Origin of the sequence: Collimonas sp. OK242, assembly GCF_900107095.1 — a bacterium.
Lineage (GTDB): Bacteria > Pseudomonadota > Gammaproteobacteria > Burkholderiales > Burkholderiaceae_D > Collimonas.
This window is the reverse complement of the sequence record NZ_FNOR01000005.1, coordinates 140,409-160,618: the sequence shown is the minus strand read 5'-3', so window position 1 is coordinate 160,618 and position 20,210 is coordinate 140,409. Positions and strand designations below refer to the sequence as shown.

At 52.9% G+C, this 20,210-nt stretch carries 24 protein-coding genes; 4 read left to right on the top strand and 20 right to left on the bottom strand.

Features of this window, described 5'->3' with window-relative positions; all coding sequences use genetic code 11:
* Nucleotides 1-168 precede the first annotated feature (168 nt).
* The gene (locus tag BLV81_RS06765) at nucleotides 169-792 is read right to left on the bottom strand and encodes a hypothetical protein (protein ID WP_143036302.1); all 624 of its coding nucleotides are present in this window, start codon (nucleotides 790-792) and stop codon (nucleotides 169-171) included.
* Nucleotides 793-1,166: 374 nt separating this feature from the next.
* Between BLV81_RS06765 and BLV81_RS06760 the strand changes: the two genes are divergently transcribed.
* From BLV81_RS06760 to BLV81_RS23915, 3 genes are all read left to right on the top strand, one after another.
* Complete coding sequence (locus BLV81_RS06760) at nucleotides 1,167-1,727, top strand: recombinase family protein (RefSeq protein WP_092353695.1); 561 nt, start codon at nucleotides 1,167-1,169, stop codon at nucleotides 1,725-1,727.
* Nucleotides 1,728-2,017: 290 nt separating this feature from the next.
* Complete coding sequence (locus BLV81_RS06755) at nucleotides 2,018-2,905, top strand: hypothetical protein (RefSeq protein ID WP_176992778.1); 888 nt, start codon at nucleotides 2,018-2,020, stop codon at nucleotides 2,903-2,905.
* A 525-nt stretch (nucleotides 2,906-3,430) separates the two neighbouring features.
* Entirely contained in the window at nucleotides 3,431-3,586 is a 156-nt protein-coding gene (locus tag BLV81_RS23915; protein ID WP_176992777.1) for a hypothetical protein, read from the top strand.
* Between the two features lie 106 nt (nucleotides 3,587-3,692).
* Here the strand turns inward: BLV81_RS23915 and BLV81_RS06750 are convergent, their stop codons facing one another.
* The 3 genes from BLV81_RS06750 to BLV81_RS06745 form a co-directional block, all read right to left on the bottom strand.
* Nucleotides 3,693-4,340, bottom strand: coding sequence for a terminase small subunit (locus tag BLV81_RS06750; RefSeq protein WP_143036301.1), 648 nt, complete (start codon nucleotides 4,338-4,340; stop codon nucleotides 3,693-3,695).
* Nucleotides 4,341-4,624: 284 nt separating this feature from the next.
* Entirely contained in the window at nucleotides 4,625-4,879 is a 255-nt protein-coding gene (locus BLV81_RS23555; RefSeq protein WP_143036300.1) for a hypothetical protein, read from the bottom strand.
* Between the two features lie 341 nt (nucleotides 4,880-5,220).
* Entirely contained in the window at nucleotides 5,221-6,261 is a 1,041-nt protein-coding gene (locus tag BLV81_RS06745) for a PIN domain-containing protein (RefSeq protein ID WP_092353690.1), read from the bottom strand.
* Between the two features lie 30 nt (nucleotides 6,262-6,291).
* On the opposite strand from BLV81_RS06745, the gene BLV81_RS06740 reads away from it, so the two are divergent.
* Entirely contained in the window at nucleotides 6,292-6,492 is a 201-nt protein-coding gene (locus tag BLV81_RS06740) for a hypothetical protein (RefSeq protein ID WP_092353688.1), read from the top strand.
* 130 nt (nucleotides 6,493-6,622) lie between these two features.
* On the opposite strand, the gene BLV81_RS23550 is transcribed toward BLV81_RS06740, so the two are convergent.
* From BLV81_RS23550 to BLV81_RS06670, 16 genes are all read right to left on the bottom strand, one after another.
* On the bottom strand, nucleotides 6,623-6,805 hold the full coding sequence (locus tag BLV81_RS23550; protein WP_143036299.1) for a hypothetical protein: 183 nt from the start codon (nucleotides 6,803-6,805) through the stop codon (nucleotides 6,623-6,625).
* A gap of 43 nt (nucleotides 6,806-6,848) precedes the next feature.
* Nucleotides 6,849-7,142 (bottom strand): hypothetical protein, encoded by a 294-nt coding sequence (locus BLV81_RS06735; RefSeq protein ID WP_143036298.1) that lies wholly within the window; start codon nucleotides 7,140-7,142, stop codon nucleotides 6,849-6,851.
* Complete coding sequence (locus BLV81_RS24415) at nucleotides 7,129-7,320, bottom strand: Lar family restriction alleviation protein (protein ID WP_176992776.1); 192 nt, start codon at nucleotides 7,318-7,320, stop codon at nucleotides 7,129-7,131. The genes BLV81_RS06735 and BLV81_RS24415 overlap by 14 nt, the downstream gene beginning before the upstream one ends.
* Nucleotides 7,321-7,331: 11 nt before the next feature.
* The gene (locus BLV81_RS06730; RefSeq protein WP_218134255.1) at nucleotides 7,332-8,264 is read right to left on the bottom strand and encodes a hypothetical protein; all 933 of its coding nucleotides are present in this window, start codon (nucleotides 8,262-8,264) and stop codon (nucleotides 7,332-7,334) included.
* A complete protein-coding gene (locus BLV81_RS06725; protein ID WP_143036297.1) occupies nucleotides 8,264-8,545 on the bottom strand; it encodes a hypothetical protein in 282 nt (93 codons plus the stop codon). Before BLV81_RS06725 ends, BLV81_RS06730 begins: the two co-directional genes overlap by 1 nt.
* Nucleotides 8,538-8,897 carry a hypothetical protein gene (locus BLV81_RS06720; RefSeq protein ID WP_092353683.1) on the bottom strand — a complete coding sequence of 120 codons (360 nt, stop codon included), beginning with the start codon at nucleotides 8,895-8,897 and terminating at the stop codon, nucleotides 8,538-8,540. Before BLV81_RS06720 ends, BLV81_RS06725 begins: the two co-directional genes overlap by 8 nt.
* Entirely contained in the window at nucleotides 8,897-9,304 is a 408-nt protein-coding gene (locus tag BLV81_RS06715) for a hypothetical protein (protein WP_092353681.1), read from the bottom strand. The genes BLV81_RS06720 and BLV81_RS06715 overlap by 1 nt, the downstream gene beginning before the upstream one ends.
* 134 nt (nucleotides 9,305-9,438) lie before the next feature.
* Nucleotides 9,439-10,239 carry a hypothetical protein gene (locus tag BLV81_RS06710; protein ID WP_092353679.1) on the bottom strand — a complete coding sequence of 267 codons (801 nt, stop codon included), beginning with the start codon at nucleotides 10,237-10,239 and terminating at the stop codon, nucleotides 9,439-9,441.
* 92 nt (nucleotides 10,240-10,331) lie between these two features.
* Complete coding sequence (locus BLV81_RS06705; RefSeq protein WP_176992775.1) at nucleotides 10,332-11,666, bottom strand: site-specific integrase; 1,335 nt, start codon at nucleotides 11,664-11,666, stop codon at nucleotides 10,332-10,334.
* A gap of 321 nt (nucleotides 11,667-11,987) precedes the next feature.
* Nucleotides 11,988-12,380: a hypothetical protein gene (locus tag BLV81_RS23910; protein WP_176992774.1), complete on the bottom strand. Its 393-nt coding sequence runs from the start codon at nucleotides 12,378-12,380 to the stop codon at nucleotides 11,988-11,990.
* Between the two features lie 345 nt (nucleotides 12,381-12,725).
* Complete coding sequence (locus tag BLV81_RS06695) at nucleotides 12,726-16,781, bottom strand: pilus assembly protein (protein WP_092353673.1); 4,056 nt, start codon at nucleotides 16,779-16,781, stop codon at nucleotides 12,726-12,728.
* 43 nt (nucleotides 16,782-16,824) lie between these two features.
* Nucleotides 16,825-17,361: a hypothetical protein gene (locus tag BLV81_RS06690; RefSeq protein ID WP_255365007.1), complete on the bottom strand. Its 537-nt coding sequence runs from the start codon at nucleotides 17,359-17,361 to the stop codon at nucleotides 16,825-16,827.
* A 96-nt stretch (nucleotides 17,362-17,457) separates the two neighbouring features.
* Entirely contained in the window at nucleotides 17,458-18,681 is a 1,224-nt protein-coding gene (locus BLV81_RS06685) for a PilW family protein (RefSeq protein WP_092353922.1), read from the bottom strand.
* Nucleotides 18,678-19,070 carry a type IV pilus modification PilV family protein gene (locus BLV81_RS06680; RefSeq protein ID WP_092353669.1) on the bottom strand — a complete coding sequence of 131 codons (393 nt, stop codon included), beginning with the start codon at nucleotides 19,068-19,070 and terminating at the stop codon, nucleotides 18,678-18,680. Before BLV81_RS06680 ends, BLV81_RS06685 begins: the two co-directional genes overlap by 4 nt.
* Nucleotides 19,067-19,714, bottom strand: a complete 648-nt coding sequence (locus tag BLV81_RS06675) for a prepilin-type N-terminal cleavage/methylation domain-containing protein (RefSeq protein WP_143036295.1) — start codon at nucleotides 19,712-19,714, stop codon at nucleotides 19,067-19,069. The genes BLV81_RS06680 and BLV81_RS06675 overlap by 4 nt, the downstream gene beginning before the upstream one ends.
* Nucleotides 19,681-20,154, bottom strand: a complete 474-nt coding sequence (locus BLV81_RS06670) for a type IV pilin protein (RefSeq protein WP_092353665.1) — start codon at nucleotides 20,152-20,154, stop codon at nucleotides 19,681-19,683. The genes BLV81_RS06675 and BLV81_RS06670 overlap by 34 nt, the downstream gene beginning before the upstream one ends.
* Nucleotides 20,155-20,210: the final 56 nt, after the last annotated feature.

Below are 20,210 nucleotides of genomic sequence, written 5' to 3'. Positions count from 1 at the left end.
GCATGAATGTTAAGTTGCTGGCTAATGCCGTGTCAGATGCGCACGGAATCTGAGCGTACATGAAAGATCGGGATCGCCCCAGAACGGCACTTCGAGTTTGTGCGCCGAAATCGGTCACTTGTTGTCATGCCAAGGGTGGTAGCGACTCGAAATACCTCGTCACCTGAGTCATGACCTATTGGCCGCTGCGACATTATCGCCTGCGGCGGCGAACCACACTTCTACCGGCACACCGCGCTCTTGAAAGCGACACAGAATGTACCGTGCGTCGTGCCGGTGCGTCATCAAGTGCGACTCCATCAGCCGGAAAACCTTGTTGCCAAACTCAATGATCGTTTGGCGATCTTCTGCTAGGCGCTCCGGTGTCGGGTTGAAGGCGTATTTCTCGGGTGACCCACGGTGGAGTTTGTCGCCACAGATACCGTTCAACTTCTTTAGGTCGGCCTTTGTCAGGTACGGGGCGTCGATCTCATCCAATTGGACTCTGTCGTCCGTAACGGTCATCGTCCGTGGCTTTGGGTAGAAGTCTTGGTGCAGCCCGTCGAGTGCCTTCATCAGGGTATCCGCCGACCACTCCTTTTGAAACTTTGGGGCCTGCAGTTCCTTGATGTATGCGTGCGCGATAACGCATGCAAAAGAGGTGCATTCACAGATGACCCGAAGCTGAAGAAAACAGAACTCATGTGCCAGCGGTCCTTGAAGTGCGGTACGCCCACTTAAAACGTCTTCAATCGCATATAGCCGCTCTTTGATCTCCTGCATCAGGTCCGGGTACCTGGGGTCTTGGTTCATCGAGACTTCCTCCTGTATGACGCAGTATCGCATCAAGTTGATTTTCCGACATACCCCATGCAAGGATAGCGCCACGCGCCACCTTGCGGAGTGAACGGCGACAGGATCGCCTTGGCCGATACTAGCTTACCGCTCATGCTTGCTTTCGGCGACGTATGCCTCGATGACGTCGGCGGGGATATCTGGCTATCTTGGCAAATGCCAAGATAGCCGTCATACAGGTATAAGTAGGGTATACGCCAGCATGACACATTAGGTTGACACTTTATGGCCCCTGATGATGTACAAATAGGGTTGTTTTATTATTTCTTGACATCCATCCTTCAACGTCTAGACTCTAACTGTACACATTGTACTTAGTTAGGGAGACGGTCATGAAAAGCAAACAGGTAGGCTATATCAGGGTTTCGGGTCTGGACCAGAACGTCGCCCGTCAGCTTGACGGCATCGCCCTGGACAAGGTGTTCACCGACAAATGCAGTGGCAAGGACACCAAGCGTCCACAACTGGCCCTGGCACTCGACTTCCTGCGTGAGGGCGACACGCTGGTAGTCCACAGCATGGACAGGCTGGCGCGCAACGTAGATGACCTGCGCCACATCGTCAAAACCCTGACCGCCGACGGTATCGCGGTGCGTTTCGTCAAAGAGGGCCTGAGGTTTAGCGGTGACGATAGTCCGATGAACAATCTGCTGCTCACGCTGCTGGGCGCAGTGGCCGAGTTCGAGCGCTCGATGATTCACGAACGCCAGCGTGAAGGCATCGCCCTCGCCAAGGCCAAGGGAGTGTACAAAGGCCGCAGACAGCAACTAAGCGAGCAAGAAGCCGCTGAATTAAAAGCCCGCGTAGAGCGTGGCGACCAGAAAGCGCAGATCGCCAGGGACCTTGGGATCAGCCGAAACAGCCTATACAATTACTTGGGACGCCGACCCTAAACTGGCCACTATCAAACTGACATGGCCGTGCGGTGCTGCCAGCTTTTTCCCATCCGATTTAGCTACACTCATAGGATGCCTGCCTATGCGCCGTTACTACATGACCAACTCCGAAACTGCGATGATCTTTGATCATGATTGAATTTAATCGAGTTTTGGTAAAATTTCGTTGTAATCACGGTTTAATAGTTGATTTCCTTAAATAATTAGTGGCAGAAAACATGAAGCTGGAGCATGATTCATAAGACTTCGCTCTTAGCTTATTGCCAAGTTACTTACCGGGGACTCAGTTGACAATTGCAGTATGCTACCTCTCACCAGAGGGAATCGTGCTCGGCGCAGATAGCACATCTTCTGTGCCATGCGGCACAGGAATGCATTACTTTGATTTCACTCAGAAAGTTTTTGAAATTGGTGAGGGCAGTACCCTAGCATTGATAACTTGGGGCCTTGGAGGACTCGGGCCTGTTAGCTACCGGACTATTTTAGCGCGGCTAGGCGACGATTTGGCCGCCAACAAGCCGATATCCGTAGCCGAGGTGGCTCAACGCTTTACGGATATGTTTTGGGCGGAGTATTGCGCATTTGATCTTACTCAGAGAGTGATTGCTTTGAGTGCGAAAGGGCCATATGATCCAGCAGCGAATCCGCAAAACCCAGTGGCCCGGACTAAACTCGAAGAAGATGAGTTCACGAATTTAAGAACAAGCTTAGTAGTCGGTTTTTGTATTGCTGGGTATCTTTTGCCGAGTCGAACACCGGAGGCTGCTAGCATAACCTTTGACCCTCTTGCGCCTAAGCCAGTGCCGACATTGAATAAGATGGAGGGGTCGCAATGGTGGGGCGTCCCTAACATCATAAGTAGACTTATTTTTGGCGCAGATGCCAATTTAAAACAGGCAATCTTATCGTCGGGAAAATGGAATGGAACACAAGCCGATTTAGAGGATGTGGTGCAGCAACAGCAGTTTTCACATGCTACATTACCGATTCGAGACGCTATCGATTATGTGTACTCATGCATACACTGCACGATTAAGGCAATGAAATTTTCTAGCATGGCGCAAGTTTGTGGTGGCCCTATTGAAATAGCTGTAATAACAACTGATCGTAAATTCCGCTGGGTTCGACATAAACCGTGGGATGCTGCAATTACCGATGGAGAATATAATGATTAATGAGAAAACTGATAAGAGTGGGTCTACCGTTCAAGAGACAGTTAAAGACATGCAGAGCCATTTTGCGCAGACAGGAACATATCGCCCATCTGACCTTTCACATGTCTTCGGCGATCCACGAGTAAGCGTAACTGTCAAAACGACCGATGCGTACGCGCAAAGTCTGCGCGGATCGAAATAAGAAATTTGATTTTCTACTTCGGCGCCATCATAAATTTGTGGAGCGTCAATTCGGCTTTCATTGCTGAGAGCCGAGTTTGACATTTAATCCAGTAACGCCGCAATATTTTCAACACTCCAAGTTTTGTCTGTGATTCCGACCCCAAGTGCCGGCGCTGTTTTTAGTTTCTTACCCGCAGCCGTTTGCTAACGTTGCGGCAAATATCCCCATACTTCGTCGACATCGATCTGGCTGAGTGGTCGCCAACGTCATCGCTGTACATAGCCATCATCTGTGACGAGGCAACGGCAATGAGGATTAAAGGTGCTACAAGTACGCGGTCCTGGCGTGTTGGTGGTGCCTGAATGCCGCACCGAGCAGCGCTGTATCCGCCGTCGCCTGCGTCTTGCCACGTCCTGATGGCTTCGGCGGCTGCTTACGTGGGCAAGGTGAAGATCGTCGTGATGGGGCGTGGCAGGGTCATTCTTGGCTGCCGATTCGCTTACGGTAACGGTTCTTAACGGTTTGGTAACAGCGGCGGGAGCTGACCTGACGCGCCCCCGAGGATCGCCGGCACCCTGCCCATGACGCACGTCGTCAACCAGCGTCAACATGGCCTTCGTCACTTTAGTCAACTTGTGCCAGCCGCTTCCTGAATGCTTCGCGCAGTTTGTCGAAGCTATCGTCCAGAGCTTCGGTCGTTGCTTCCAGCTCAGGCTTGGCGACATCTTCCAGTCCCAGGTGCTTGATCAGTTTTTCCAGTGCGCCCAGCTTGTCCCACAATCGAATTTTTTTGGTGAAGTTTTGCGGCTGTCCAGGTTCGCCTGTGGCTTTGATTTCAGCCGTCTCCACGCTCGCCAACGCACCAGCAGTGTCGTCGTCAAGGTCGGCCACCAGCTTCATGCTGCCATCGCCATTGAACAGTTTACGCATGTCGCAAAAGGCTATCTTGGCCAACTCACTGACGATGCGTTCGCGTGTGACGCCGGCTTTGTTCGCCAGTTCCTTCTGCCGGACCTGGATCGCCTGCTGTATCTGAGGTTTTCTTAACAACGCAAAGCCTTGCTCTGCCGCTGTTTTCTTGGAGTATCCGGCCCGAATTGCGGCTTGCGTCGCGTTGAGATCAATCAGGTACTCGTCGATGAATCGAAGCTGCCGGCTATTGAGTTCGCCATGGTTTAGGTTATTTTTCATAATGCACTCCTTAAAATTTCGTGCTGCTTTTACTGCATAGCTTTTGGTGAACCGTTTTCCGGTACTGAAAAAAACAGCCACCCACAGCTCTCCAAAGGTGAGAGGTGTGGGCCTTTGATGTAGGTCCAGGCTCTCAACTGCGCCACATCCAGAAATACCCTCTGGCTGCCACGCCCTCTAGGAGGCTGAATTCAGTCGACACGGGCTTGTCTCACCATTTGGACCCGTGCCTTCCTTGCAGTCGCTTCAGCTACGCTGCGTTGGCTCGCCTGTAAGGTTAGACAGGGCCAGTCTTTTTGCGGTGGGGGCCGATGCAGGCCCATGCACATTTTTTTGAGGTGTCGTCCGCTCCACCTTGACAGCAGTTACGCTCCACGCCGCACATCCATCTGCGTGGAGCCGCGATGCCAGACTGCATACCGGTCGATCACGCGTTTGGTCGTGCGTGCGGCCACACCTGTCTCGCTCGAAATCGCAAGATAGGTCCGCATTGGCATTCTGTTTTCTCGAAAAAAAACCGCCGGCATCGAGCTGATGGGGGCGGGTCGTAAACGCAAAAAACCCGGCGATAAGGCCAGGTTTGATGGTGTTGATGCAATCGGTTTTGAGGGCTGAGTCATGACGTTTCCGAAAAAGATTTGTACCTGGCTGGGCCAGATAAAAACACTTTGTCTTTGACGTCCGATTCACCCGCCGAAACGGTAGGGCTACTTGGATAGAGCAAGAGTCTGTGTGACGTGGGTCACCCCACGCTTGCTACTTTACGACGAGATACATAAGAACTCAATACCTAACTGTAGTCCGTAAAAAAATAGTTTTTCGACGGCATATGATTGACTAAATACGTAAATTTTCGCAATTGTTTCGAGGCGACTCGTCGGCATATTCGCTGCGACCATATGACGTTATCGGGCCAATGGTCACAAGTTGGTGATGGCCGCTATCGTACTGTGGACACACTCTACGTGTACAGTTCGTCCCAGTCTTCACCAAGCATCCAGCGGAGGGCAGACAGCTTCCCGTTGATCATTCCCCACTCGAAATCAGTCCAAGGGCCGTAGTTGCCTTTGCCAAGCGTCCTCTCCGCCTTCTTGGCTCCCCTGAGCGCACCCTCCCAAATATCCTCGACGGTGTGGGTTTGACCGCTCAGCTTTCCCTTGTCCCATTCCTCGCGGCTGACGATCTTGTGCTTGCCCTTTTCAACCTGCCAAGCGAGGTACTTGTGTCGGTTGTACCAAACCTGTGTTGCCAACCGATCCATTGCATTGAGCATCTCGGAGAGGCTCCTAGGCTCTTGCTCCCATTCCTGTTCCCACATTGCGTAAGTGACACGCATCGGGTCGATACGTCGTAGGCACTCGGCAAGGTTGATAAAATACATCGACTTGATCTTCGAGAACGAACTAGCAAAGTCAGCGTGCGGCAGCTTCTGGTTGCCGTTGATGAGGCTGAAGTCGTGCTTGTTGTGCGTGACAAACGCAAACCTTTGGCCCGCGCCCCCCATCGTCCTGACGCACTCGAAGTAGGTCTCGATCAGCACCGCATCAGCCATTGAGTTTTTGTTCTCATGGTGGCAAGGTGCCTTCCGATGCAGCGCACGGTCAGCGGCTCGAACCTTGATCTCGTCGCTCGCTTCGATGACCGTTGCGGCAGCGAGGATATTGTCGATCCGAGCTAATGTGCCCTCGGCTGCACCACCCAGGATTGGGATGCGGTGATCCACTTCGGACAGGTAGCCCAATACCTTGTCTTTCTGCCTCTTGTCGCCATCAGCTTTGCGTATGGCGTCCTTGACGAGGTTGAAGTGCGTTGAAAGGCTCTTTGCGCTCGATTTCGCGACCCGGTTGCGGTTCTTCTGAAACTCGTTGATCACGATGCGAGGCACAAGGATGTTCATGAACCCACCCGACAGCAGCTCTACGAGCAAATTGAGTAACGGCGTCTGCTTCGGGTCCTCGGCAAGGTCGAGCCACACGCTGGTGTCGATGAGGATGTTGAACATTGCTGTGAACTCTCTTTCTAGCTAAGGTGGATGGCGGTCGTCTACGCGGTGGTGCCTGCAACAAGCGGTCGCATGCTGGTTCCGGTCGCGCCCAACAATTTATCATTTTTGGTGGCGCAGAATCCGGGTGTTCTTACTTTCTATGGGAAAGGCGCCGGGTGTGCGACGCCGATGAGTAAAAACGTGTTCCCGATCCAGGATAGTGCCGAAATCATCAGCCACGTTTCCTGAACCATGTGGTCAGATGCGAACGATAAACAAGTCCACAGATGGCAAACTCTATAACTGGTGCAGAAACTGTACCGATGAACAAAATGGCACTGCACTATGAACAGTGGTGCAGTTTCTGTACCGATAGGCGCTATGCTGTGGCGTCTTGTGGTGCATTTTCTGCACCTCCTGGCACCTTTTTTTCAGGGTATTGGTTCCGTTTCTGCACCACAGGAATTAATTTATCCGGCGGGTTTCCGCGTCCGTCGTTGGGATCGATTCTCTTTAGTTCGGAGAAATTCAAGTACGGGAATGTCTTTGGGTCAATATCCATCGACTTCTCGTAATGTAGCGGCCACCACGTAAACGCCAGCCACTCAGCGGTCCGGGGGGGGATGGCCTTTTCGCGTGAGTACAACGAACGGGCATTCAAGCAGTGCGCGTTTAGCATTGATAAGCGTTCTCTTCGAGGTCCATCCGCAACGTTCCATAACGACAAACGCAGGACAAAGCCGGCCGTTATTCTTGCCGGTATATTGGCCCATCAGAGCGATGGCCAGCACTACCGCATTAGGTGGTAACGACTGCCACGCAGCGGAGCGGATAACATCCATCGGGATCGCCACAAAATGAAAAGGAAGCGCTCCCTTTACATGGTTATGCTTCGTCATCTGGCCTCCGATTCCAGGCGTTGACGGCTTGTTCTGCATCCGGCATCGCCCAGGGGGTGACGCCGCAGTGGTAATTGTTGCAGCGTACACGCCACCATTCCTGTGCATTCCGCATTGGAGCGAGCGTGGCCGATCCGCCGCAGAATGGGCAAGGTCGAAGGTTTAACGTGCTGGGCACGATAAATAGCTTTACTCACCGAAAGTACCCGCCAACATGCGCAGGCCAGCGCGCTCGGATTCCTCTGCGACCTTCGCCGATGCCAATGCGCCCTCGGGCAACAGTTCCTCTATTTGTTGGCGCAGCAAGGCACGAAGAATACGTGCTGGCATCGCTTCGGCTTCGACAGTGGAGGCAACTTGGAGCGAGCGCGTGTCGGACTCCTTTCGGGGTTTGGTCGGTAGGTCATATAACGCAATCTGATCCTCGTTGATGCCGATGCGTTGAAAATGTAATTTAATCGATGGCTTCAGGTGTAAACGCAATTCGCGCTCAAGCGCAACGTCGATAATTACGCCTGCCGGGTCATAGTCACCAATATAGAAAATAATCAGTGGGCGACCATCGTCGGAATAGTTGTGCGCTTCTGCCGCTTCATGGACGAATGACAGGCTAGAGAAGCCGCCACATGGGTACAAATCAACTGCCAGTTCAGTGCAGTCCTTTTGTATAACGCTGGCAATGCTCCGGCTTTCACACCACACCTCACAGCGATAATCCGACAGCGCCCACAAGTCAGAACGATACAACCCGGCCATACGGGACAGAAAATCTCCTTTTCCTGAAAAAGTAGTGACGAAGTAACCGCGCCGAGACATATCCGCAATCCAGTCATACCGCACGCGACCCGAGCGCCGCAGCTTGACGCAGCGGTCCTGAACGTGACGATAGCCACGGTCGGACTTCTCGACCGGCTCGGGTAAGCGCGGATCGGTCATGCGGTAAAAAACGTGTCGTACAGACTGCGGGTGATCATCTTTCAACACGTCAATAATTTGCTGATCAAGCTGCTCTAGCTGTTCGTTGGTGCGGCGGTCGCGCTTTAACGTGCCAGCACGATAAAGCGGTCCCGACTTGGCTTCGTCAGCGGAAGATGCGCTTGTGGTTTGAGTACGCTTGACCATTACAAGCCCTCCTCGGAACCGAATGCTGCGCGCAGCGTATGTTCGGCATCCGCGAGGTAATAGAACGCGACATGTCGATGCGGGTCTTCTTCAATTGGCGCATGCACCTCGAACATTTCAACTGACCAGCCAAGGCTCCTGAGTTCTTTGACAGCGGCGGCCAGTTTCGTGGGGCCGACTGATTGAACGAACTCAGGATGACGGTGCATGTCGTTATTTAGCATTGCCGTCAAGAGCCGCGCAGCCAGCGTGTTCGGCATTGGATAAGTAGGGCTAGGCATATACGCCTCCGGTCTTTGCAAACCAGCGGTTGATGCGACGCACGTCAGCAACTGTCAGCGCGTACACTTCGCCATGAACAACATCGTCATTACCGCTGACGATAGGTACTTGAACGGTTGGCAGTTCAAGCCCGAGCTGGCGCAATTCTTCGGCAAAATCTGTTCCGCTGGTGGGATGACCGATGCGGGAAAATTGATCGGAAGGCAACGCGTTGCGCAGCAACGCAAGCAATGCTGTCCAGTGCGTCGGGTTGACCGTGCCAACAAATTTATGTGCGGGACGTGACGGGCCAGAATCCTTGACGCTATCAACGCACAACGCGTCAATCAGGGGGAGTTGATGGTTTTTCATTACACGCCCCCGGTCAGCAGGCGTTTATACTCGATCAGCGCTGTTATGCGCTCTTGGCAGGTGGAATCCCTGGCGATCAAGAGCGCGTTTTTGGCTTCTACTTTTTCCAGCAACTCCCGGTCGGTCGGCGACAGGCATTCGCGGTCCACCAGGTCCGGTTTGCCGAACACCAACGTATGGATCAGCTTGGACTCATTGGCTTTGATAAATTCCAGGGTCGCCATATCAGTACGCATTTGCATTTCTGCGCGCCATTCGGCACCTGCTTCATCTGTAATCAGCGTGCGGTTACCGACCTTGAGAATTTTCGGGCCTTGGCCACTTTTAACGAGTTTGTAGAAAAATGATTTGGAGAGGCGGCCGTTAGCAAAACAAAACTCGTCGACCGTCGAAGCTGCCTTTTTCATTGTGTGTCCTTATCCGGTGTTGTAAATCCACTGCTGCTTCAGTGGTCCCGGAAACACAATATGTATTTTTTTTAGATAACCCTATGGGCGCGCCCGCTGCCGCCCTTTGCCGCTCGATTGCGCCCTACTTCGCCCTATTTCGCCCTTTGGCGCCGTGCGGCCTCACGTTTCATGCGGTCTTTCAGGTTGGCTTTAGTAAAGGTGCCCACCCCGTTTCCGCTCCTGTATTTTGCCGCATTCAACGAATGGCTATATTCAATAAAACACCCTTCTTTTGCGGACGCCATTTTTACAATTTCAGCCCAGACGCTATGGTAGTCGCTAGGGTTTAATGCTCGTGACTTGGCTATCTCGATTTCGGCGTCGAGTACTCGGCGTTCTTTTTCGTTGAGCTTGTGCGTTGTTGTGCGGCCGACCTGCGGCGCAGACTTCGGTTCGGTCGCCGGATCATCATCGGGTTCAACCCGTTCCAGTTCCTGCACGCGTTGCACGGGGGACTCGGCTTCCGTCACGACCGGTTTTTTGTCAAACACGATGAAATAGCGGGAATCGGGACCCGACAGCCAGGCAGAAATTTCTTTTGTTTTAATGAACAAATTCAATATATCGTCCTCTGCCTCACTCTCAAGCCCCGCAGCATCACGTACAACCAACCTCCCCACTACCACGGCGCTGCGGATGGCACTCGTCCAGTGTTTTTTTTGTTTTTCGCGCAGAATGTCTAGATGGTGCTTTTCCCTGGCAGCGCGCGGCACATCGGGTCGGTGCGACCAGGTTCCTTTAATATCTTGCACCCAACCATCCTCCCTCATACTGGCCGAAATATAAGAATCATCACTTTGCTTGAAAGCAAAAATAGCAGTTTGTTCTGCCAACAAGTCAATGGTTTCCAGCACGGAAAGATACTTACGATTGCTAGGTAAAATCAATCTCATTCGCGCTCCTTAGGCGTATTTATCCAAGTTGGTACTAGTAGGGAAAAGCAGGCAGCATGTCGCACTGTCGACGAAATCGTGCATCAAACTGTTTATTTTTCAGCAGCCTTCAATGACGTCAAATTTGACATTGGCGCCATGGTTTCGTGATCCGTCATCCCCTGGGTAGGCGTGATTTTCTCAGTCGACGACATCCTACCCATTAGTTTTTGCACCGCGCTCATTTTGTGTGCCGGTGCAAGATGCGCATACCGTAAGGTCATTTTCAAGTCGGCGTGGCCCAGCAGTTCACGCACGGTGTTCAGATCAATCCCGAGCATCACCAGATGGCTTGCAAAGTGATGGCGCATGTCGTGCCAGCGAAAGTTTTCAATCGCGGCGTCGCGCAACAATTTGCGCCAGGCGGTTTTGACTTCGGCGATGCGATTGCCATCCCGGCCCGGAAATACGATTTCATTTGCGCCCCGTTGCGCTTTCCAGCGAAGTAACACAGCCTTGGCTTCGTCGTTCAGCGGAACATGCCGGCCCTTACCGCTTTTGGCGATCTTCCCAGGGATAAACAAGCTGGCATCCTGCCCCAGATCAATATCTTTCCACAACAAATTGATCAGCTCTCCTTGTCGAATGCCCGTATTAATAGAGAGTAGGATGGCTGGTTGCAGATAATCAACAAAATGCGACGGTGCCAGTTCCGGCAGCAGATCATAGCGCCTGGCCGACCGCCACAAGTTTGCCCGAGCGCGGCCCGCCCGATCCCGCATTTCGCGCTTGTCCAACGCGACGCGAAGCCGAGTCTCTTCTTCCGCCGACAAAAACCGGACAATCGGGTCCGTATCGCTGCCGAGCGGCTTAAACCGCTTTAGTGGATTTTCTTGTAGTTTTTTCCATTCGACCGCACGCGAAAACAGCGGTTTGAGCGCGCCGATGTCGCGGTTGACCGTGGAGGCGCTGATGCCGGCTTTGATCCTGGCCGCACGCCATCGCTCAATAGCAAGGGAATCTATGTCTTGCAGCGCCGTGCCGAGGAATTTGGCAAAGCACTTTTTCAGGCGAAGAATGGTCGCGTCGGCGGTTTTCGTCTTGCTTTGCAGATGGTTGCCGTAATCACCGTCAATAAATGCCCCTAGGGTGAGCCTGCCGACCGCTTTGGCTTTCTTTTCTTGGGCGGGGTTTTCACCGGCGGCGACCTTGCCTAACAGAATACGCGCTTCTTCGCGGGCGTCGCTGACGCTTGTTGTCGGAAAGGATTTATTCAGGGAATAGCGGACTTGTACTCCCGATCCGGTAGTATACCGAATGCCATATACCATGGCGCCGCCGAGTGTCACCCGGACAATAAAGCCTTTGACGACGGTGTCGGCAATATCCATGACTTTGCCGCCCGGCTTAGTATCGCGCAGGAGGTCTCGGGTGATATAGGCTTTCATGTGATCGCCGTGGCCTTTTTGTGGACTTATTCGGCAGTGTACCAGCATGGCCAACAGTGGACAACTATCACCTAAGTAGCTGATTTTATTAGACTTTTAAAACAGCAGGAAACATGGGTGGAAGCATATTCTTGCACTCATAATGCTGGGGTCGGTGGTTCAAGTCCACCTATCACCACCAAGAACACGTTTGAAGAAGTCCAGCAACGTACAGAAACCCGCCTCTAGCCTAGTGCTGATGCGGGTTTTTTGTTTTTTTTGGCTGTTAATTCCTAAATCCTGACCGCACCCAACTCTTTTTTGTTGTATCGCGTTATCGTCTCAAGGCTGTTGCGGCGACGCTACCGGTGCCGAAGAAACACCGGCGAAATCGGTGATATGCAGTTCAATATCCATATACGAAGACATATCCATCCCCTCGCGCCGCGCTGGAATAAATGCGGTGGCATAAAACATGGCGACCAGACGCTCAACCGCCAACCCGTCCGCATCATCGGCTTGCAGGACTCGAATGTCTTTGACAACTCCATATTTATCGACATAGAGGCGTAGTCTGATGGGCGAACCGCTACTCTTCACACCGACAAGGAATTGGCTATCGGGTTCGGAGACCGGCACGGCGCCAAGGTCCATCTCGCTGGAAGGCAGGAAGGTCGAAGGTAACTCATCCTGTAAGTCGCCCCCCCGCTCGGCTAGACCAGCTTTAGGGGTCACTTCGCCTATGCTCCCACTTCCCGGTTTGGTTTTGCCAGCATCTATGGGTATCGGACGCACCGATCGGACTGGGGGCTCAGCTAGAATTGGGCTTGGCACAGAGGCAGTTGCCTTTGCTTCGCCTACCCCGACATATAAGGTCATTTGCAACAACTGTGCGTTCTCGCGCAAGTGTTGGCCAGACATAACCGGTCTGGTTGCAATGAACACCAGCAAAATATGCATGCCCACTGACACACACAAAGATAACAGCGAAAGACGGCAGCGTCCGGCCGCCCATCGCTTGGAATTACAATTGTCCAGCCATTTATTCAAAACATCACCAACTACCCCTGCTTCTCACGGTCAGTCAGAGGTGGGAATTTCACGCCAATTCAGACGTTTCAAGGAATTTGCGCCACCCAATGCTCCAGGTATGTTGACAACTTTCCCCTGATTATTGCCAGCCTGCACGCGAAGTTTGCCACCGACATTAAGAATCGCCACATCGGTGATCAAGCCGCCAAGAGCGGTAGAAGAGGCAATGATGTTCCCGGCACTGTCGGTCACTACCGACTGGCCTGAGCCGAAATTGATCACATAGATTTCATTGGAACCTGTATTGCTGCAGACGTCGCCGCTCGGCAGATTGGCTGCAAAGGTGACGAAACCTGAATTGGCCGAAAGCGGAATATTTACCAGCTCACCTGCAGCCAGATCGTGATACCACCCCATCGGTTTAGTCGTATCCGCAACGATCGCTTTTGTGACATCGGTATTCGCAATCATGCTGGTGCGACCGATCGGAAAGGATATGCCTTTAGGCAAGGTAGCCGATGTGTAAAAGGAACCCAAGGCCGATTTACCATCCAGGATCGCATAAAATGTCTGGGTCTGGGTGGTTGGGACATCGGTAAATGCGAGCAGGCGGCCAGTGCCAACCAGGACATAGCGCTTGGATGTGTTGGGCTGCACCTCGATAAGCGGCGCCGTCGTCACCGGTTGCGCAGCGCCAGACGTGTCTTTATCTGTCAACGTGGCAATGTTGGTAACGGCATACGAGGTGCCGGCTGAAGCTGTCAGATCCAGCCGCCAGACATTCCCTAAAAGATCGCCGGCATATACCGAGTCTGCTGTGCCATCCGTAAAATCCGGAACATAAGCCGAAGCACGCGCCAGTCCGGCAGGACTGGCAACCGACCCCGCGCCAGTCGACACCGTCTCAAGCAATGCGCCGGTTTTCGGATTCACGATAAAGAAATAACCGACCCCGTCATCGTTGTTATAACCGGAGGTTAAAATTGCCACCCACCCGTATTTTTTGGTTTTAACCACCACCGGATCGCCATATGAATACCCCATATGGGCATTCGTGAACTCCCATAATACATTGCTGGCCAATGCGGTTTCGCTGGTCCAGGTAGTCGGATCTGTGACGTCTATCGCATAATAGCCCTGACCGCCTTTGCCAAGGCCGCCGATCAAGATCGATTTCCACGCAGCAGTGGAGGCGGTGGAAGCCGTTACCGGGCTTCCGGTCAATTGGGTGTCGATATCAAAAACCTGCGGCGTGCCATCCACCAGGAAGTGATGCGTGAAATCCAGGCGGCCCAAGGATGCCAATCCGCTCAGCGGTGCTGTGGTTGTGCTTCCATATACAAAACTTGGAACGTATGCAAACAATTCTTTGCCACCGGTACTTGACCCGTCGAACGCATGCATCATGCCGTCATTGGCGCCCACGTATACAACGGTAGAGCGATTTTTATATGTGCTCTTGAAATTGCTATAACCTGGATTAGCACTCTCAGAGAACAGACTTGCAGGGGCAGCCACAGGATTTGCCTTGGAGTTGACAATATCGCCCAGCAAAAATGAACGCGTCCGATAAATGCCGCCTGCCTTGCTGACCTCAAGACTCTGGTCGCCGCGTAAATAGGCGAGATAATTCGCGGCCGACTGGGAGGTAGCTCCTACTCCGGCTATGTTGGAAAATGTTGCATAGTTGGTACGGCTATTCAGTTGCGATGCATCTTTCAAGCTGGCGTCCTGAAAAGGCAAACCCGCACCTGTAGTGGTGCAGCAGGTGACAATTTGTCTGCCGGTTTGCGCTTGCAGCACAGACTTTGCATTCCAGATAGGTGCGCTGAATGCCGGATTCCCGTCTGCGTCGTAGGTTACCTTCGTGGCAATCACATCTCCGGTCCAGGAGTCTGAGTATTGCGTGGCATAGCTTAGGCTACCTGAGGGGACATTTGCCGAGGTATTAGAAAAGGCGGTTCCGGATCCCGTGATTGCATTGGCAATATTGGCAAATGCCGATTGCAAGCCGCTGACCATTTTGTCTGCCTGTCCGGCGCTGAAATAGTTGTCAGGGCGCTTGTTGGTGCCGACCGTGTCAGTCGTGGTATGCCACATCGAGTCGGTCAAGGCAGTTGTAGAGGCCGGAGTACCCGTGATGGTCAAAGTATTCAATGCATTGGTCGACGCATATGGATCGAAATCCTTCGGTACCGTGAATCCACCGTATTTCGTCGCCAGGTAAAATTGATTGTTGTTTGTATATGTTTGGTATTCCTGAACGTCCAGCCAATAGGTCGAAATTGTCTGTATTCCGTTCTTGGTCCCATCCGAATTCTTAAAATCGTTTGGCCGTATGTCCTTAACATGCGAATCGTAGGCAAGGCCGGCAATGAAATAAGTCGCATAGTCACCGACATACTTTTTTCCAAGCGGAGTGGCAGTAGTACCCAATCCTTCCAATGTACCAACCATGCTGGTTGCAGTCGTCACATCAACGGAGGTATCCGTTGGCCTGGTGGTTGTTTCGTAGGTGCTATTACCGATGGTACTTCCTGGCAGGTTTGCATCTGCATGGGTATTTACGTCGCCGATCCCCAGGATGAAGTTCTTTTGACAGCTGTACAGAATTGGGTCAACCCAACCCGAAGCCTTGGTTTGATCCGTGCTTGTCCCGGTAATGACCGGAAAGCCGTCCAGCATGGCCGAAGAGCCCGTGGGGATCGACGAGTATGTCGACCAATCTCCCAGATGTTTGTAATAGCGAATTCCTGCGTAATACAGTTCACTGACCGGATCATAAGTCTTATACGTCTGAGCGGCTTCCCCGAATTTATTCAAATAATTCATTACGCCGCTGTTAGTCACACCTGAAGCCGTAGCATCCAGCGGGTTTGGGTTGACAACGAAAGTACCGTCCGTGGAACTCCACTCAGCCAAGGAATTGGCAACATCCGGCGCCCCTGGCACTGGCTGTCGCGGGCCTATGTATTTTATGTTCGCACGCAACACCCCGCCGTCCCGCTTAATTGACGAGTCATTCAAATACCCAAAGGCACCAAATCGAATTTTCATCGCGTACTGCTGCATCAAGCCTTGCGGCTTGTAATTGGAACCATACGCAACACAATTGGATTCCAGGCCCACGGCACTGTTGCATACCTGGACTCTGGCATTGAGGGCATATACTTGCGACGGATCTGAGGTTCCTCTCACATTGGTGGGACTAATCGTTACACAAGTCTGGGTAAGGCCATTATTGCTATTCGTGCAGGTAGGGCCTTGCGTAGACGTGATCGGACTGGAGTTGTAAGCGGTGGTCGCGGTCGATGTACACGTTGGGGTCCCAAAACTATTGGAGGTTTTCTTCCGTGTAGCGACACAGGTTTGCACTGGCGTGCTGGACAAACTCCCGTCCCCGTATTGCCCCGTGTAGTTTACTGTACTGCTTGTAGATGTGCTATCCAGGCTACCGGAACTGATACCGGAAACCCAGATCTGATTTCCGACACCCCAAATGCGTGAGGTGACTGCCGACCAGGTAAAAGGTGTTGCGCCGGTCACATCCGTCGCAGAACCCGACGATGAAGGAATGGTTTTGTTCGGCGTCTCACCATTGCCGCCTTGTCCCGACGCATAAGCCTTTTCAAGAATCGTCGAAGTTGCCGTGTCCACCGAGCGGTAGCCGCCCGTCAGCGCCCAGCGAAACGAATCGATCGTCTGCATACTCGCCCAATTGAGCCAGTTACCGCTCCATAGGGGATTAGTCGCAGTGCTAGTACATGCATGGCTGGTGGCAGCGCCGTATGGCTTGAAATAGCCGTTTGCCGGCGTTGTCGTATCGGCTTGATAGCTGTAACACTTGGCTCCGTCGAAATAGCCAAGATAAGTGCTAGCCGGCGTATACGGATTGGATGTGTACGGATAGGCTTGACTCAAGGCCGTCGGATATTCCACCGACAGCGGCAACAACAGATTCCCGGGAACCGTGATGGAAGAGAAAATAGGCTGATCGGAAAGCGTAATTGCCGCGTGACTCGGAAAAGATAGCAGCGCCATACCGGTGACGGCAAGAAATCGAAAAAAAACAGCAGTTCGCCGAAAAAGAGATATGGTAGCCATGTTGAAACTCCAGTTATGTTTTTGCGTTTTTTTTGACGTGCGTTCAGAGTGAGAACGTCGTTTGCAAGTATGTTTGGGTACTGCGGGGACCGGTGACGCGCACGCTGATCCGATATACCGGCGGAGTGATTGCCGTAGCTCTTTTCGGGTTAGCTGTGCCGCCCTTGTCGCCGTAAGTACTGACAATGCAGTTTGCCGCGCTGGCAGCACCTGACGCCGAGCACAGGCGGTCAATTACATAGCGGATCTTTACACCGCTTAACCCGTCAGTAATATCATCGGCAGCAGTCATCCCGGCGGTGGTCCATGCACTGTCTTTGAGCAGGATTACCGGGATGCCATGCGCATCCGTAGCCAAGAGCGAAGCCGAATAATTGCTAGTTACCAGATCGCTTTCCCGTGTAATTTCCGACACCAGCGCGCCCGAGCCTTTCATGGAGAGAATCGCTGCCGACATCCCGCGCTCTCCCTGATTAACCAGATCCCGCTTGAATGCCATATTGCCGGCCAATACAAGTGAAGAATCGAAAGAACGCACCAGGGCGATGCCGGAAATCATCAGTATGATCAAGGCGAACATGGTCACGACCAGGATGATCCCGCGCTGCCCGTGGCGGCGCATCGCTGAACGTTGCGGGGCACGGCGGAGAGTGTAGTTAGGCGCAGATTTCATGGCTCAATTTAACAGCAGTGAATTGCGAAGCGGGATAGTCGACTCAATAATCCGATATCGATAATTTTGTTCTGCGGCGCTCAAGGCTCGCTTGAACGTGAGTGTTGTCCCCAGATCTGAGAATAAGACTAACGGTCCTGTGGTCGCCGGCGCTTTCTCCGGCAGCGAAGTCCGCATGATCAGGCCGAGGCGAATCGCTTTGATTGTCAAGAGTGTTTGGTTCGCAGCGATGGTTCCGCTTTCAAGCGTGGCGTAGTCGTAACCGGTCGTCGATGGATCAACCCAGGTATCAACCAAGCCGTCGTTATTGGTATCTACGCCGTACAACGCATGCATCTCAAACACGCCGTCTGCGATCGGTATCGGCGTGTCGTACGTGCCCCCTTGCAGCAAATCGTATTGCAACAAGACATCGTTGTCTCCCACGCCAAACAGCTGGAACGATGGCGGGTTACCAGCGGGATTGCCAATGCCCATGGCTAGGGCGTCATTCGAAAAATCCACCAGGTTTCTAACCGTGCCGTCTTTAGCCTTAATCGAGCTGGCGTAATAGGCGCCCGCCAGCGGCAATGCCGTGGCGTTGCCGCTGGCCGTAAAGCCCGAGTCAACCTGTTGAATCATGCAAGGCAATGACCCGGCGCTGCCAGCCTCATCTGCTACAAGGACAAAATCATTTGGATTGAAGGACAAGGTGCTTTGCAAATTAAGCTGTGTCGAAGTGGCTGTATTGGCGAACGCCGTTGGCACCTCGCCATATCCGGCCGCCCCGGCCATGACGATGAGCGCATCGGATGTCTTCCCGCTCATGCCGGGCGTAGTTGCCCCACTCGCGATGATCATTGGTGCCAACACGTATGACCCGCTCACCGTAGCGTTCAGCGTATTGAAAGGGTTTGCCATGGTTGCGCCAGGAAAAGGAAGAACCACGCCAGTATTGCCAGGTGTAGCCTGCTTCTGATACGCGAATAACCGACATCCAAACGACTGCGTATAACTTTGGGAAAACCCGGAGCCGGCATTGCGTAGAGCCTTTTCGAGCTGGAACAGCGCAAAATTTCCTGACTGGTTGATATCGTTCACCGAGGTCAAGGTGCGTTTTTTACCTTCGCTGGTCGACATCACGCCAAAAATAGCCAGCGACATCACTAGCACGATGGCGATCACCACCATCAATTCGATCAGGCTAAATCCGCCCTGGCGTTTATGAGTAAGAAGTGGCTGATTCATGGCATCGCAACCTGGGTAATATAGTTGTCCGCGGTTTTAGTCGATGGCTCTTGCCAGGTAATGGTGATCGTCACCACACCGTTCGCGTCTGCCGCACTGACCGTTCCGGTTGCGCTTCCAGGAAGGCCGGAAACCGTTGGATCAGCCAACCGTGTTTGCCACGACGTCAAGGATGGGCTGAGCGTTTTTTTCGTCCACATCGCCGCAATGATCTCGTTTGCCATCAGCGCTGCGCGCGTACGATCTTCTGCGCCGTATGAAACCTTGACTGCATTCACCTGCAAGCTGACCAGTCCAAGAATAGCGAACGAAAAAATAAGCATGGAGATCAGCACCTCGATGAGCGACATGCCCGCCTGGTCGAGACGATTGCGTTGTGGGGTCTTCATGGGCACCCATCCGGAGCTGTTGGAGATAAAGTTCTTGTGGTGTCGCACATGCGCACCTGCCCTCCAAGACCAACTAACACCCGAAGCGGATGCGTCGCACCAGTGAGGGTGACGTCATAGGTGATATTCCCTGGGGGAGCAGTGCAGGTTGTTCCAAAATTCGCACTTGTGGTGGCGTCACTATTGGCAACCAGCCGCCCCATCGAGTTAAAACAAACCAGGGAAGCAGTAGCCGTAACCTTGACGCCTGGAGCCAGATTACCGAACGCGCCGCCCTGCACGAAAGCATCAGTGCCGAGCGTTTCGCCGGTATATACAGGCAGGACTTGAATGTACCAATTGCTGCCGCTACCAGAGGTACTGGCAGCCGTGTTCGGTGCCGGCGCCGCATTTGTCAGTACAAAGGCCGTCTGATGACTACGCCGGACGGCTTCAGCCTGCGCAGCACGCAAGCCGTTTTGCAGAGCCTCGGCAACGCTCCTGACTTTTGAATTATTCATCCAGCCGATAAATGAGGGAACCACCATCAGCAGCAATATCGTCATTACCGTCAATGTGATCGCTAGCTCGATCAGCGTGAAGCCACGCGCTTCCCCAACAAGGGATCGCTTTAGCACGTCGTACCTCTCTTCATGGCCCAACAAGCGTAGCTCCCCGCGCCCCAGGCGGCTCCTACTGTTGACGTCTGTACATTGGCATCGGTTACGTTAAAGATAAAACCCGTGGTAGCCGTAGTGGAGCCAGTGGCAGTGAGAGTGTAGGTTGTTGGGGTAAGAGTGGGGCAAGTAAGCGTAAAATTTTTGAGACTGCCGTTAAGCGTAGTTAAACTCGCGGCATCGCACGGCGACAGGATAGTGCCGGAGGTTTGATATGTGCGATTGTCCTGATAGTACTGTTCCATGTTGGCTCGCGTCGCCGACAACATATTTGTCGCCTCGACAAGCTTCCCGCGCAGCACGTAGTCACTGTAACTCGGCAAGGCAATCGCCGCCAGAATCGCAACGATCGCCACTACGATCATTACCTCGATTAACGTAAAACCAGCTTGCACGCGCGCGTAACGGTGAAATGAATTCGGGTACATGAAAGTGTCTTCTCTTTCTTAAATTTGCTTACGTGTTACTAATCGAACACCGTTTT